Raw genomic sequence first — 14,225 nt, forward strand, 5'->3', positions numbered from 1 at the left:
CCTTAGATGGGCAGGACGCCGAGGATGATCAGGACGCCGATGCCAAGCAGCGGCAGGGCATAGTGGGTGAGCAGCCGGGCGAAAGTCTTGATCGGGTCCACATCCGCGATGCCGCAGGCAACATACAGTGGAGCGCCTCCCGGCGGGACCGCCGCTTCACAGGATGAGAAGACCAGAACGGCCACGGCTGCCGTAGTTGCCGGAACACCGGCAGCGACGAGGGTGGCGACGCCCACGGTTCCGACCGCGGCCATGGTGGCGGTCGCGGACAGGGGCGCGGCCACGGCGATGATGATCAGCCCGATCAGGATCGCAAGGAGCCACAAGGGCAGGTTCAGCCCGTTCAGCAGTGCGGTCATCTGCTTGGGAAGGCCGGTGGCGGCAAGGGCGTTGGCTCCGGCGAAGGCGAAGACCACCGTGACGCCCACAATGCCGAAGCGCGGTGCGGAGTTCTGCAGGAGCGCCCACCAGGCCCGCCCACCGGTGGGAAGCTTTTTCCGGCCCAGCAGGATGCCAGTGATGATCAGGACCACCGGAATCCAGACGATCACGCTGACGGATTTCGTGATGTCCCCGCCGGTCCAGTCCGACAGCGCCTCGGCCAGGGCACCCGTGGTGATGACCAACGGTATGGCCACCACGATGAACAGCAACATGGTGGCCCAGCCCCGGCCGAACGCTGCCCGGACGGGCAGCCGGTGGGCAGCGTCCAGCGGGGTCATCCCGCTTTTGCGGATCAGCAGCCAAGTAACGATGAGGCGGTGCAGGAAGCACCACAGCCCGCCGAGAAGCAGCGGCAGGACCAGCGCGTTGATGTCCAGCAGCGGCCCGACGGTAGCAGACCCAACGAGGACGAACATCGAGGCGCTGAACGGAAAAGTGATCCCCATCCCCGCGTTCCCGGCCACGAGCGTGGCCGCCGCCGGCTTGTCCAGGCGGGACTTTTCCATCCAGGGAATGGTGACTGACCCCACCGTCGCGGCAATCGCCGCCTGGTTATGGACCACACCGCCCAGGCCCGCCGATGCCACAGTCGAGACCCAGGCCGGGCCGCCCCTGACGCCGCCGATCAGGGAGTTCAGCAAGTCAATCAGCCGGTCAAGCACGCCGGTTTTGTCCAGCAGGTATCCCATAAAGACGAACGCCATGGTGGCATAGACAATCTCGTCGGTGATGGCCGAGTAGAGCGCCGCCCAGCCAATCTCGCCGGCTGCGGCACCGGTGAACGGGAGCACCACCAGGAAGCCGAGGATCATCGCTTCCCCGACGCTGCGCTTGATCACGGTGGTCCAGAGCAGGATGACCGTCAGGTAGGCCCCAAGTGCCCAGATGCCGATCATGCTGCTGCTCCTGACGGTGTTTTGGCTGTGGTCGCGTAGTTCAACTGATCCCTGTTCATGATTCTGCCCGACGTCGGGGTCAACGCAAGGCCGGTGCCGTTTCCTGGGCCATCCTCGCCAGGGCGGTGGCCGATGCACTGGTCATCTCTGCCGGCACGCCAAGGTCCGAAAGGTAGCTCGCCGTGTCCTGCATTTCCTTCGAGCGGCGAACGGCATGCTTCACCGTACCGGTGAGGAACCGGTCGATGACGGCCTGGCCGTCGCCGGCCAGCTGTCCTGCGATCTGGGCACGGATCCATTCCTCGAGCCCTGCCGCCCGGCCGGCCTGGACGGCCTCCACAATCACCGAGGCCAGGCCCTTCATCAGGACGCTGCGGAGGAGTTTATGGGCCATGGCTGCCCCGGGCTCCCCCTCGGCGATTTCGATCTCCACGCCCAAGGGGGTGAGGAGTTCGGCAACGGCCTGGGCGCCGGGCCCGCTCACCATCAAAGGGGTCTTTTCGCCCAGTGCGGAGACGGGTCCGAGGATGGCGACGTCGGCGAAGTTGGCTTTGCTGGGTAGCTGTCCCAGTTCGCGCATCACGCCCGGGGAGGACGAGGTGAAGTCTGCGTAGCAGCTGCCTGCCGGCAGGACGGGCAGGCACTCCTGGGCAACGCTTCGCGCGGCGGCAGCTCCGGTGAGGACCAGGACAACGTCGGCGCCCTCGCAGGCTTCGGCGGCCGTGGCCGCCCGGGCGACGCCGGCGGGAGTGGACGGGGCAACGGGATCAAACCCGGTGACCTTGTGGCCGGCAGCGGTGAGGGCCGCGGCATAGGTAGCCCCGGCTTCGCCGAGGCCGATGACGGTGCACGCTGTCATGAGCTTCTCTGTCCTTCTGTGCTTAGCGGCGGGCCGCGACGATGGCGGCCCGGCGGTTGGTTTCGTCGGCGAAAACTGCTTCCCCGGCGTCGGCCACGGCCGCCGCCTGCTCCCGAGGAATGACGACGACGCCGTCGGAGTCGCCGATGATGATGTCACCCGGGAGGACGGGGACGCCGCCGAAGGAAATCGGCGTGCCCAGGCGGAAGGGACCGTTTTTGTAGGGACCGGCGGGGGTGGTGGCCCGTGCGAAGACCGGCATCCCGATTTCTGCCAGGGCTTCGGCGTCGCGCGCCGCGCCGTCGAGCGCGAAGCCCGCGATGCCCAGGTTGATGGCGCGCTCACCGATGAGTTCCCCGAGAAGGGCACGGGACTCATCCCCGCCGCCGGCGACAACAATGACGTCCCCCGGCTGGGCCAGCTCCAGGGCCTTGTGAATGCCCTGGTTGTCGCCGGGACGGGTCCAGACCGTGAAGGCCGGCCCGGCGATCCGGGCTCCGGGCCAGATGGCCTGGATTGCGGAGTGCGCGACGCCGAGTCGGTCAACAGCATCGCCGATGTTGGCGGCAGGAAGCTTGGCGAGCCGTTCCACGACGTCCCTGTCGGGGCGGGGAAAGTCGGCGTCAAGAGTGTCAATGGCGGGCGTTGTCATGATGGGGTCTTTTCGTCGGGGTATACGGAAGTTGAGGGAGGCTTAGTCTTTTTTCTGGACCAGCGGAAGGACCTTCTTGAAGTCGCCTTCCTGCCCGGCCCAGAACTGCTTGTAGTCTTCGCCGGAGAGGTAGCTGGTCTGCAGGCCAAGATCGTTCATCTTCTGCACCACTGCCGGGTCTTCGACGGCCTTCTGGATGGCGGCTTCGAGTTTTTTGGCCACAGCTTCGGGTAGGCCGGCAGGGGCGGAGTAGCCGCGGGCGGTGCCGGCTTCCAGTTCGTAGCCTGATTCCTTGAACGTGGGGACGTCCGGCAGTGAGGGCGCGCGCCCTGAGGTCATGACGCCCAGGACGCGCGCTTTGCCCTGCTTGGTCAGGTCGTTCACGTCGCTGACGTTGGCAACGAGGACATCCACGTGCTTGCCGAGGAACGCGGTGGTGGCCTGCGAGGCGCCTTCGGAGAAGTGGACCGGCACGAATTCGGCGCCGATGGTTTCCTGGATCTGGGCCAGGGCGAAGTGTTCACCGGTCTGCAGCCCGGTGGTGCTGGCCGTCATCGACTTCGGGTTCGCCTTCGCGGCGTCGAGGAGTTCCTTCAGCGTCTTGTACGGGCTGTCGGGCTGCACGGCGATGACGGTGGGGTCGATGACCTGGCGGCCGAGCGGCTGGAAGCTGTCGCGGGTGTATTTGGCGCCGCGGGCGGGATCCAAGGGCGAGACGACGACAGATGGGGAGCCCGTTGCGCCGATGGTGTAGCCGTCGGGCTTGGCGCTGGTCAGCTGGGTGTAGCCGATCTGTCCGCCGGCGCCGGGCTTGTTGATGACCTCAACGTTGGTGCCGAGTTCCTTTTCCAGGATCGGCTGAATGAGGCGGGCGGCCGTGTCGACGGCGCCGCCTGAGGAGAAGGCGACCACGAGGTCGATGGACTTGCCCTTCTTCGGGAAATCGTCAGCGGCAGCGGGGCCGGATCCGGCGTTGGCGCCGCAGCCGGTGAGGGCAATCAGGGTTGCTGCTGCGAAGGCGGCAGCGATACGGGAACGGGTATTCATGGTTCTTCTCCTTTGAAGGGGGTGCTGGGGGCCGTGCGTGTGAGCGGGGTGGTGTTTAGGTTTCGGGGTCTTCGTTCAGTGCCTTAGGCTTGCGGAGCTTGAGCAGCGGGCTGAAGACGATCAGGATGCCGAGTCCGATCAGGACGGCGGAGATGGGGCGGCTGGTGAAGATACTGAAGTCGCCCTGGGAGATTTCGAGTGACTCCCGCAGAGAGCGTTCCATGAGCGGGCCGAGGACCAGCGTCAGCACCATCGGTGCCAGCGGGATTTCCAGGTGCCGAAGGGCGAGGCCCAGAAGACCGAAGCCGATCATCACGAAAACGTCAAAGACGCTGAAGTTGATGGTGTAGGCCCCGATGACCATAAAAAGCAGGATGAGGGCGGTCAGGATCGTTGACGGTACGCGGAGGATGGAGACCCACAGTCCCACCAGCGGGACGTTCAGCAGCAGCAGGATCAGGTTTCCGATGAACAGGCTGGCGATGATGGCCCAGGCGATTTCGGAGTTCTCCGTGAACAGGGTGGGGCCAGGAGTGAGGCCCTGCTGCAGGAAGGCCCCCATCAAAACGGCAATCGTTGGGGACGCCGGGATGCCGAGCGTGAACAGCGGGATCAAGGCGGCGTTCGCGTGGGAGTTGTTGGCCGTCTCGGGCCCGGCCACGCCTTCGATGGCACCCTTGCCCAGCTCGTTGCGGTGGCGGGAGAACTTCTTTTCCGCGCCGTAGGCCAGCAGGGATGATACGGAGCCGGTCATGCCGGGGATGAGGCCCAGGCCGAAGCCGATGCCGGTGCCGCGGGCCATGGCCGGTGCGCTCCGGCGCCATTCCTTGCCCGTGGGGAGAAGCGAGCGCAGGTTCGGGGCGTGCACCCTGGGGGTCGCGGTGTCCTTGCGGTAGGACAGGAGCTCCGAGAGTCCGAAAACACCGACGATCACGGCGACGAAGCTGACGCCGTCCAGGAGCCTGTCCATCCCGAACGTGAACCTCGGGGCCCCGGCCACCGGGTCGATGCCGACCATGGCGATCAGCAGGCCCAGGGCGCCGGAGATGACCGCTTTGACCATGGACTTGCCGGCGAGGGCGACAAGCAGTGAAATGCCGACCACCATCAGGGCGAAGAATTCCGGCGGTCCAACCAGCAAGCCCAGCTCACCGAGGGGTTTGGCGGCTGCGACCAGGCCGATGGTGGCTATCGTTCCGCCAACGAAGGATCCGACGGCGGCGATGGTCAGCGCGGCCCCGGCCTTGCCGATCTTCGTCATGGCATAGCCGTCGATGGTGGTGATGGCCGAGGCCGCTTCGCCGGGGGTGTTCAGCAGGACGCTGGTGATGGTTCCCCCGTACGCGGTGCCGTAGAAGATGGCACACAGCATGATGATCGCGCCGGTCGCATCCAGGTTCAGCGTCAGGGGGATGAGAAGTGCGACGCCGGCCACGGGGCCGATGCCGGGCAGGACGCCAATGATGGTGCCGAGGAGGCATCCCAGGAAGGCGAAGAGCAGGTTCTGCCAGGTCATGGCGGCGGCGAAGCCGCCCATAAGTTCGTTGAGGGTATCCACGTCTAGAGTCCGATCGTGTTCAGCAGGGGGAAGACGGAAACGGGAAGCGTCACGTTCAGGCCGTAATTGAAGGCGTAGAACGCCCCGACGCTTCCGGCGAGGGCCGTGATCAGCGAAGAGAGCCAGGTTCTGCGGCCGCGCAGTTTCAGGTGGTACACGAGGAACAGGAACATGCTCACCTGGAAACCGAGCAGGTCCATCAGGGCCGCGAGGATGGTCAGGCTCAGCACTACAGCGAGTACCAGTGCCCGGTCAACGCCTTCAACCGTTTCGCTGGGCCGGCGCAGCTCCTGGATGAGCCAGACCGCCGCCATGGCCGCCAGAACCGCCCCCATCGCGAAGGGGAAAAGGCCAGGACCGGGACCCAGGGACGTCCAGAGGCCCAGTTCAATTGAGCTGACCAGTACGTAGACGCCGACGGCGGCAAAGGCGCCGATACCCACCAGCACCGAGGGAGCCACTCGGGCGGCCTTCTCGGGTTTCGTCATGAGTGACTCCGTTGTCATCGGTTCCTTCTAACTGTCCATCGATCTATTTCATAGAATGAAACTATATTGCGTACTGAGAAATAGTGACAGCAGACACACGTACTGTCAAGCGCAAGGACGTTACATAGAATGAAAGGATGACGACGGTGACATCGACCCACTCGGGCAGCTCCGCGGAAGACGGCCCTAAAGCCTCGAACATGCGGTCCCTCTCGCGGGCCCTGGAAGTGTTTGCGGAACTCCAGCGCGCGGAGCGCCCCCAGCGGCTCAGCGACTTGGCACGGACCTGCGGCATGAGCCTGCCCACCACCCTGAGGATTCTGCGCGTGCTGCAGGACTTCGGCATGGTCAGCCAGACGGACAAGTCCTACCGGATCGGACCGGCGGTCCTGCCTGCAGCCCGGAGTTTCCTGGAGAACGATCCCCTTGTCGTCTCGGCCCGCCCCGTCCTGCAGCAGGTGGCATCGCAGACCGGGTTGACCGCATCGCTGTACACGCGGCTGGGGTTTGAGAGAATCCTGGTGGCCCGCGTGGACGGCGAAGCGCCCCTCAGGTACGACCTGCCCCTCGGCAAGCGGCTTCCCCTGACCCGCGGCGCGGCGGGCAAGATCCTGATTGCCACGGCATCCGCGGACGAGCTTCAGCAGGTGGTGACGGCGGCGATCGCGGCCGGGCACGAAGACTCATCCTTCACGCCCGAGGTGCTGCGCTCCCGCCTGCCCGAGCCCGGGGCTGACTACGCATACTCTGCCGACGAACGTGCCACCGGGGTATTGTCAGTGGCCATTGCCGTGCAAAACAGGCTGGGACGTCCGAGTGAATCCATTTCCCTCACCAGCCCGGTGGAGGCAGCCAGCGAGGCCACGCTGAAGGCTGGCGTCCCCGAACTTCGGCGCGCCGCCGGCAGGCTATCCGAACTGCTCGAAGGTTCCGTCTACTAGCGGGCCCCGCCCCGACGCTACGCCGCCCAGCCCGGTGGCGTCGTTTCATGCACCCCCGGCTCCGACCTGTGCGCCGTAGGTGCGGCGGTTCGAGTACCGGAGGGAAACCACGCCGTTGCTGAACGTGCGCGTCTCCACGAGGCTGAGGTCCATCCGGACGTCCGGGTCCTCGAACAGCCGCCTGCCCCGCCCCAGGACCACGGGATTGACGAACACCTGCACATCGTCCACCATTCCCAGCCGCAGGAACGTGGAGGCCAAATTGACGCCACTGAGGACGATGTCGCCTTTGGTCCGCGCCTTCAGCTCCGCTATCTGTTCAGGCACGACGCCGGGGATCACCGTGGTGTTCCAGCCCGCCTCCGTAACGGTCCGCGAAAAGAGGTACTTGGGCATGTCGCGCCAGATCCCGCCGAACTCGACCAGGGCTGCAGGGAGGTCCGGATTCCTGTCGGCGGCGGGCCAGACACTCTCCATCAGCTCGTAGGTGACCCGCCCGTATATAAAGGCACCCGTCGCCCGGAACTGCCCGTTCAAGTAGCGGGATAGTACCTCGTTTACCAGGTGCCAGCTGATGTCCCGGTCCGGCCCTTCGAAGAATCCGTCCAGCGAGACCGACGACATCAACACGATCTTGCCCATTCGAGTACCTCCGGTGGCAGCGAACGGCAGCGTGGCCTTCGCCGTACCTTCCAGTGAAGCATCCTTGGGTCAGGGGCGACAGGGCCGAAAGGGTCTTTTGTCGGCCCTTCCCGCTACACTGGATTTATCGAACATATATTCGAATAAAGGTGTGTTGTGGGCGTTACAGTCGGTCCCCGCGTGATAGATGCGGGCGTCTCGTTGTTGTCGGTGCTGATCTCTCCCGTGCCGGTGGCGGCGGGCTTCCCGTCGCCGGCACAGGACTATTTTGATGGGCGGATCGATCTGAATGAGCACTTGATCAAGGACATCACCAGCACGTACGTGGTGCGGGTGTCCGGGGACTCGATGGAACGCGCCGGGATCAGCGACGGCGATGAACTGATCGTGAACCGGGCACTGGAGCCACGGGACGGCTGCGTGGTGATCGCCGTCCTGGACGGGGAACTCACGGTGAAGCGCCTGCGGATCACGTCCACCGGCGTCGTATTGCAGGCGGAGAACCCCCGCTACCCGGACATCAGGGTGCCCAGCCTCAGCGAGCTCACCATCTGGGGCGTGGCCACGCGGTGCCTCCACCATGTCTAAGCCGGCCCTGATGCGGCACATGCCGCAGATCGCGCACGTGGACGTGAACTGCTTCTATGCCTCCGCCGAACGGGCCTTCGACCCGTCGCTGGAAGGCCGGCCCGTGGTGGTGCTGTCCAACAACGACGGCTGCGCCGTCACCCGCTCCCCCGAAGCCAAAGCCCTCGGCATCCCCATCGGCGAGCCGTGGTTCAAACTCGCCCCACGGGCGAAGGAATGGGGACTTGTTGCGCTGTCCAGCAACTACGAGCTCTACGGCGACATCAGCGCCCGGGTCATGGAACTGCTGGGCCGCTACTCCGCCTGGCTGGAGGTCTACAGCATCGACGAGGCCTTCCTCGGCGTCAAAGGCGCCCCGGCCGAACTGCTGGCCCTCGGCCGGGAGATGAAGGCCGCCGTCCGGCGGAACGTCGGCGTGCCGGTTTGCGTCGGGATCGCGGCGACGAAGACGTTGGCGAAGCTGGCCAACAAGTGGGCGAAGCACAACCCCGCGTTCGGCGGCGTGTGCCACTGGGACTCCGTGCCCGCCGCCGACCGGGAAACGCTGATGGGCCGGCTGTCCGTGATCGAGATCTGGGGCGTCGCCACCCGGCTGACCAAACGGCTCAATGCCCGGGGCATCCACTCCATCCTCGACCTGTCCCGGGCCGATCCGGTGATGATCCGGGACCGGTTCTCGGTGGTCATGATGCGCACCGTCCTGGAACTGCAGGGCACCCCCTGCATCCCGATGGAAGAGGAACGGATCGGGCGGGACCAGCTCATCTTCTCCCGATCCTTCGCCACCGCGATTACCACTGCACACGACCTCAGGCAGGTCCTCTCCGTCTACGGCCAGCAGGCCTCGGCCCGGCTGGCCAAACACGACCTGCAGGCCAAAGTCCTCACCGCGTTCGCCGCCACCTCACACTTCAACCCCAACGACACCTCCTACCCCTCCGTCTGTGTGCCGCTGCCGATGCCCACCGCCGATCCCGTGATCCTGACCAGGGCCGCCCATGCACTCCTGCCCCTCATCCACGAAGGCGTGAAGTACGCCAAGGCCGGGATCATGGTCACCGACCTGCGGCCCACCGGCAACCAGGCACCCCTGTCCCTGTTCGAGAACCCGCACGAGGAACGCCACATCGGCAGTCTCCTGGAAGACGTCGCCCGCCGCTACGGCCGCGGCTCCATCGGCCTCGGCCACGCCGGCATCCGCAGCGGGCTGGACTGGACCATGAAACGGGACATGCTCTCCCCCGCTACACCACCCACTGGGACGAACTCCCCCTCGTCAAAGCCGCCTAAGCTTCCAGGCCCCCGAAGACTCCCCCTAGTTCGCGGCGAGTCCCGCGTAGAGCTTCTGGACGCGGGCCTTGATGTCGTCCCGGACCAGGCGCATGCGTTCCATGCCTTCGATGCCGCGGGTGGAGGGCTCGTCCGTTTCCCAGACCTCGAACCGGGTTCCTTCACGGGGTTCGAGCTTCGCCTCGGTGCCGAGGACAACGACGACGTCCACAGCCTCAAGCACGTCGTCGGTGACAGGCTTCGGGTGCTCGCCGGTGATGTCGATGCCAAGTTCCTGCAGGGAGTCCACGGACTCAGGGTTCAGGCCGGTCCCGGGCCTGGTTCCAGCCGAGTAGACGGTGACGGTCTCTCCAGCGAGGTCCCGCATGAGGCCGGCGGCCAATTGGGATTTGCCGCCGTTCTTGCTGCAGACGAACAGGACGGACGGCGTGGTGGGGGTTTCGCTCATGCGTTGGTTTCTTCTTTCTGATCAGCTGCCAAAAGTGACGCGGCGAGTTGCCTGATGCGCTCGTGTATCTGGTCGCGAATTTCCCGGACCTTCTCGAGTGTTTGCCCGGCGGGGTCGGTGAGGTCCCAGTCTTCATAGCGCTTCCCGGGGTAGATGGGGCAGGAGTCGCCACAGCCCATCGTAATGACCACATCGGAGGCCCGCACAACGTCGTCGGTCAGTGGTTTCGGGTAGTCCTTGGTGAGATCCAGACCCATTTCGGACATCACGGTCAGCACGGCTGGATCGAGTTCGGACGCGGGCATGGAACCAGCAGACCGAACCCGGATTCTGCCTTTGGCCTCCACGTGGAGCAGCGCGGCGGCCATCTGGGACCGGCCGGCGTTCTGCACGCACACGAACAGGACCTCGGGGACCTCGGCGGCGACGGAGCCTTTGGACTTGGCCAGTGCGGCGAGCCGGTCGTTCGCAAAGTGCTCAGTCGTGGCAGGCAGGAAGGCGCTGATCTTGGCCGTCCGGGCCAGGGCCGCGTAGGACTCGAAGACATACCGCTCGACAGTCTCGGCGGCGAATGTCCCGGCAAAGCGGTCGGCCAGGCGGGCGCTGATCCGGTGCAGGAGCTCGGTGTTGTCCTGCAGGCCCAGCGTCGTTTCTTGGTGTTCAGTCATGGCAGTACTCCCTTGAGGTGCTTCCGGAACGGTGACGAACGTCGTCGTATTGGTGGTCAGACTTCGCCGGAACGGCCATGGGCCAGGCCGGTGGGGATGCCGATGAGCACCGGCTCGGGCGCGGCGCAGCAGCCGGTCTCCACCGAGCCGACAGTGACTGGTGTGGAGGCTGCCGGTAGGTCGCAGCTGGTGCCGGCGTCCGTGGAGCAGACCCCGGTTTCGGGGAGTTCGAGATGGACTGTGTCCGCAGCGGTCTGGTCGCCGGCCAACGCTGCGGCGACGGAGCGGACCTGTTCGTAGCCGGTGGCCAGCAGGAAGGTGGGTGCCCTGCCGTAGGACTTCATGCCTACGATGTAGAAGTCCTTCTCCGGGTGGGCGAGCAGCTTGGCACCGTGCGGCTGGACCGTGCCGCACGAGTGGAATTCGGGGTCGATCAGCGGCCCCAGCTGGGAAGGCGCTTCGACGGCGGGATCCAGGTCGAGCCGGAGCTCACGCAGGATATCCAGGTCGGGGCGGAAGCCTGTGCAGGGGACGATGATGTCGGTGTCCAGGGTCCGGCCGTCTGCCGCTTCGACGCTCACGTGGGTGTCCAGTGTCTTCAGCGCGGAGATACCGAAGCCGGTGTGCAGCTCGATGGTTCCCGCTTCGACGAGCCGGCGGAGGCGGGAACCGAGCTGGCCGCGGGCGGGCAGACCGTCGGAGTCTCCCCCGCCGTAGACCTTCTCGGCCGAAGGCCCGCGCACGGTCCACAGAATGGTGGTTCCAGGCTCTTCCTTGGCGAGGTCGGCGAGGCTGATCAGGGTGTTCGCGGCCGAGTGCCCTGCCCCGACCACCAGGACGCGGCGGCCCGCGAAGGAGGCCCGGTCCCGGCCGGTGACGTCTGGCAGGGGCGACGAAATCCGGCCGCCGGCCGCGTCCTCGCCGATGGCGGGCAGCCCGGAGGTGCCGAGCGGGTTGCGGGTGGACCACGTGCCGGACGCGTCGACGACGGCGGCCACCGTGTGGTCGCGGACCTCGCCGTCCACGTGCTCCACGCGAACGATGAACGGCGTGGTCTCGCGGTTGCGTGTGTGGGTTTTGTCCATGCCGGCACGGGTCACGGCCAGGACCTTGGCGCCGGTCTGCAGCCGGGAGGCGATCGCCGGGGTCGCGGCCAGCGGGGCGAGGTAGTTGTCGATGAGTTCCCCACCGTAGGGCAGTGCCGTCAGGCGAGGGGTCTCCCAGCCGGCGGCTTCAAGCAAACGCACGGCGGCGGCGTCGAGGTTGAACCGCCACGGTGAGAACAGCCGGATGTGGCGCCACTGTTCGATGGCGGATCCCGCCGTCGGCCCTGCCTCGAAGATCAGGGGCTCAAGGCCGCGTTCGAGCAGGTGGGCCGCCGTGGCGAGCCCCACGGGGCCTGCGCCGATGATGGCGACGGGAAGCTTCTTCACTGAATCCATGCTGTCCTCTGACTGGTCCGTTGCTGTGGAGCTGCGGGGTGGGTGCCTGCCGGATCCCCTGGGGTCCGGCAGGCGGGAGGGGCTAGCAGCAGTCCGGATCGTCCTCGTCGCAGCAGCCCGTGTCGGTGCAGCAGTCGGTGTCCATCCAGTTCACCCCCTCCCTTATTCGCGTTCAGGCGTGTGTTGTCTCTTCTGCCGGCGCGCTCTTCATGGAGCTGAGTTACTTGGCGGCCGGGATCAGGGACTCGATAAGTCCTTCGATGCGGGTCTTGATCTCGTCGCGGATCGGGCGGACGGCGTTTACGCCCTGCCCGGCCGGGTCCTCCAAAACCCAATCTTCGTAGCGCTTGCCGGGGAAGTACGGGCACTCATCGCCGCACCCCATGGTGATCACCACGTCGGATTCCTTCACGGCCTCGGTGGTGAGGACCTTCGGAATCTCTGCAGACATGTCGATGCCAAGTTCCGCCATCGCCTCAACGGCGGCCGGGTTGACCTTGTCCGCAGGCTGCGAGCCGGCGGACCTGACCTCGATATCACCCTTGGACAGCGTGGTGAGGAACGCCGCAGCCATTTGCGAGCGGCCGGCATTGTGGACGCATACGAACAGGACGGAGGGCTTTTTGGCGGTTTCAGTGCTCACGGTGTTTCTCCTGGAATCAGTTTGGGCGGTGGATCGGTCTGACTAAGATCGGGTGCCCGGACCGCCTGCTGACTAAATATTGATCCTTGTCGATGAATGCAGTATCGGACACTAGATTGATGATTGTCAATATTCATGAAATGCCGGTTAGGCAGCATGCAGACGGGGCGCCAGATCATGGACCCGGTGCGAAAGGTCAGCGAAGGCGCCCTCGAATGCTTCCTCCGTGTTCAGCCGCAGCGGATCCGGCACAGACCAGTGGATGCCCTTGAGGCCGGGCAGTTCCTCATGGGCGTTGTCGCACACCGTCACCACAAAGTCCTCGGCGCGCGCCACCTCGTCCAGCCGGCGCGGGGAAAGGTCTCCAAGATCGACGCCGTGGCGCCAGGCGACGTCGATCGCGCCCTGGGCGATGCGGTCTGCGGGGTGCGTGCCCGCCGAGACGGAGGGGATTTCGCTGGCCTGGTTCCAGAGCGCGACGGCGAGTTGGGACCGCGCGCTGTTGCGCGTGCAGACGAACAGCACACGACGGGTTCCGTGTTCACGCCCGGGCGCCAGCCCATCCAATGCGCCCGCAGCGAGCCGGACATAGCTCCGCCGCCTGTCCGCCTCCGAGCGCTGACGCGTCGCCAGGCCGGCGCCTTCCAGCGTGCTCAGATGGTGCGACAGCAGGTTCGACGGCATCCCGAGTTCGGCCTGCAGTTCCGTGGGGGAAAGGTCACCCAGGGTAAGCAGGTCCACGATGCGCAGCCGGGCAGGATCGGCGAGGGCAGCGTGCTTGGCAACCCGGGCCCGAAACTCGTCAACTGGCTCAGTACTCATTGTCTCAATTTTGACTGAGTTAATTTATTGCGTCAAGCTGTTTGCCATGACTTCCAACCAGCAGCCGCTGTGGCGCCGCGCCGTGGCCGAACTGCTCGGCACCAGTTTGCTCGTGATGATCGTGGTGGGCTCCGGGATCGCCGCCCAGCAACTCTCGCCCCATGACGTCGGCCTGCAACTGCTCCAGAACAGCACCGCCACGGTTCTCGGCCTGACCGTACTGATCCTCGTGCTCGGTCCCGTCAGCGGCGCGCACTTCAACCCTGTCGTTTCCTTGGTGGATTGGATCCTTGGCCGGCGCAGTGGAACCGGACTGACCCTGCCGGAGCTTGGTACGTATGTCGCGGCGCAGACGGTGGGAGCAATCAGCGGGAGCGTCATCGCGAACGCCATGTTTGAGGTGGGCACGTCCATCTCAACCAAGGACAGGGCCACCACCGGACACCTGCTGGGCGAGGTGGTGGCAACGGCCGGACTCGTGCTGCTGATCTTCTCCCTGGCCGCAACCAAGCGGGGCGTTCTTGCTGCTCCGGCCGTGGGCGCCTACATCGGGGCCGCCTACTGGTTCACGTCCTCCACATCGTTCGCGAACCCGGCCGTGACTGTCGGCCGGATCTTCAGTGACACCTTCGCCGGCATCGCACCCGCTTCCGTCCCGGGCTTCGTGGTGGCCCAACTGGTCGGCGCGGCCGCGGGCCTGGGCCTGCTCCTCATCCTGTTTCCGTCCGCCGCGAGCACCGCGGACGACGTCGTGCTTCCGCACTCCGCGGGCAAGGCCAGTTCCTAAAGGCTCGCGG

The 14,225-nt window shown here is 65.9% G+C and carries 15 protein-coding genes and 1 pseudogene; 4 read left to right on the top strand and 12 right to left on the bottom strand.

Features of this window, described 5'->3' with window-relative positions; translation table 11 throughout:
* Nucleotides 1–2 precede the first annotated feature (2 nt).
* The 6 genes from J2808_RS11890 to J2808_RS11915 form a co-directional block, all read right to left on the bottom strand.
* Complete coding sequence (locus J2808_RS11890; RefSeq protein ID WP_309816445.1) at nt 3–1,340, bottom strand: TRAP transporter large permease subunit; 1,338 nt, start codon at nt 1,338–1,340, stop codon at nt 3–5.
* Nucleotides 1,341–1,419: 79 nt separating this feature from the next.
* Nucleotides 1,420–2,199 carry an NAD(P)-dependent oxidoreductase gene (locus J2808_RS11895; RefSeq protein ID WP_309816448.1) on the bottom strand — a complete coding sequence of 260 codons (780 nt, stop codon included), beginning with the start codon at nt 2,197–2,199 and terminating at the stop codon, nt 1,420–1,422.
* Nucleotides 2,200–2,221: 22 nt separating this feature from the next.
* Complete coding sequence (locus J2808_RS11900; RefSeq protein WP_309816452.1) at nt 2,222–2,851, bottom strand: RraA family protein; 630 nt, start codon at nt 2,849–2,851, stop codon at nt 2,222–2,224.
* Between the two features lie 42 nt (nt 2,852–2,893).
* On the bottom strand, nt 2,894–3,898 hold the full coding sequence (locus J2808_RS11905; RefSeq protein ID WP_309816455.1) for a tripartite tricarboxylate transporter substrate binding protein: 1,005 nt from the start codon (nt 3,896–3,898) through the stop codon (nt 2,894–2,896).
* Nucleotides 3,899–3,953: 55 nt separating this feature from the next.
* Nucleotides 3,954–5,456 (bottom strand): tripartite tricarboxylate transporter permease, encoded by a 1,503-nt coding sequence (locus J2808_RS11910; protein WP_309816459.1) that lies wholly within the window; start codon nt 5,454–5,456, stop codon nt 3,954–3,956.
* A 2-nt stretch (nt 5,457–5,458) separates the two neighbouring features.
* Complete coding sequence (locus J2808_RS11915; RefSeq protein WP_309816462.1) at nt 5,459–5,962, bottom strand: tripartite tricarboxylate transporter TctB family protein; 504 nt, start codon at nt 5,960–5,962, stop codon at nt 5,459–5,461.
* 119 nt (nt 5,963–6,081) lie between these two features.
* On the opposite strand from J2808_RS11915, the gene J2808_RS11920 reads away from it, so the two are divergent.
* Nucleotides 6,082–6,885 (top strand): IclR family transcriptional regulator, encoded by an 804-nt coding sequence (locus J2808_RS11920; RefSeq protein WP_397428044.1) that lies wholly within the window; start codon nt 6,082–6,084, stop codon nt 6,883–6,885.
* Between the two features lie 45 nt (nt 6,886–6,930).
* Here the strand turns inward: J2808_RS11920 and J2808_RS11925 are convergent, their stop codons facing one another.
* Nucleotides 6,931–7,527, bottom strand: coding sequence for a dihydrofolate reductase family protein (locus J2808_RS11925; RefSeq protein WP_309816465.1), 597 nt, complete (start codon nt 7,525–7,527; stop codon nt 6,931–6,933).
* A 156-nt stretch (nt 7,528–7,683) separates the two neighbouring features.
* On the opposite strand from J2808_RS11925, the gene J2808_RS11930 reads away from it, so the two are divergent.
* The gene (locus J2808_RS11930; protein ID WP_309816468.1) at nt 7,684–8,115 is read left to right on the top strand and encodes a LexA family protein; all 432 of its coding nucleotides are present in this window, start codon (nt 7,684–7,686) and stop codon (nt 8,113–8,115) included.
* A pseudogene (locus J2808_RS11935) lies at nt 8,108–9,405 on the top strand (Y-family DNA polymerase). Before J2808_RS11930 ends, J2808_RS11935 begins: the two are co-directional and overlap by 8 nt.
* A 25-nt stretch (nt 9,406–9,430) precedes the next feature.
* Here the strand turns inward: J2808_RS11935 and J2808_RS11940 are convergent.
* The 5 genes from J2808_RS11940 to J2808_RS11960 form a co-directional block, all read right to left on the bottom strand.
* Nucleotides 9,431–9,853, bottom strand: coding sequence for an arsenate-mycothiol transferase ArsC (locus tag J2808_RS11940; RefSeq protein ID WP_309816470.1), 423 nt, complete (start codon nt 9,851–9,853; stop codon nt 9,431–9,433).
* Nucleotides 9,850–10,521 (bottom strand): arsenate reductase ArsC, encoded by a 672-nt coding sequence (locus tag J2808_RS11945; RefSeq protein WP_309816472.1) that lies wholly within the window; start codon nt 10,519–10,521, stop codon nt 9,850–9,852. Before J2808_RS11945 ends, J2808_RS11940 begins: the two co-directional genes overlap by 4 nt.
* Before the next feature lie 56 nt (nt 10,522–10,577).
* The gene (locus tag J2808_RS11950) at nt 10,578–11,963 is read right to left on the bottom strand and encodes an FAD-dependent oxidoreductase (RefSeq protein WP_309816474.1); all 1,386 of its coding nucleotides are present in this window, start codon (nt 11,961–11,963) and stop codon (nt 10,578–10,580) included.
* A gap of 220 nt (nt 11,964–12,183) precedes the next feature.
* The gene (locus J2808_RS11955; RefSeq protein ID WP_309816477.1) at nt 12,184–12,606 is read right to left on the bottom strand and encodes an arsenate reductase ArsC; all 423 of its coding nucleotides are present in this window, start codon (nt 12,604–12,606) and stop codon (nt 12,184–12,186) included.
* Between the two features lie 147 nt (nt 12,607–12,753).
* Nucleotides 12,754–13,428: an arsenate reductase/protein-tyrosine-phosphatase family protein gene (locus J2808_RS11960; protein WP_309816479.1), complete on the bottom strand. Its 675-nt coding sequence runs from the start codon at nt 13,426–13,428 to the stop codon at nt 12,754–12,756.
* A 46-nt stretch (nt 13,429–13,474) separates the two neighbouring features.
* On the opposite strand from J2808_RS11960, the gene J2808_RS11965 reads away from it, so the two are divergent.
* Complete coding sequence (locus J2808_RS11965; protein ID WP_309816480.1) at nt 13,475–14,215, top strand: aquaporin; 741 nt, start codon at nt 13,475–13,477, stop codon at nt 14,213–14,215.
* Nucleotides 14,216–14,225 lie beyond the last annotated feature (10 nt).

It is taken from the genome of Pseudarthrobacter sulfonivorans, assembly GCF_031454915.1.
Taxonomy (GTDB): domain Bacteria; phylum Actinomycetota; class Actinomycetes; order Actinomycetales; family Micrococcaceae; genus Arthrobacter; species Arthrobacter sulfonivorans_C.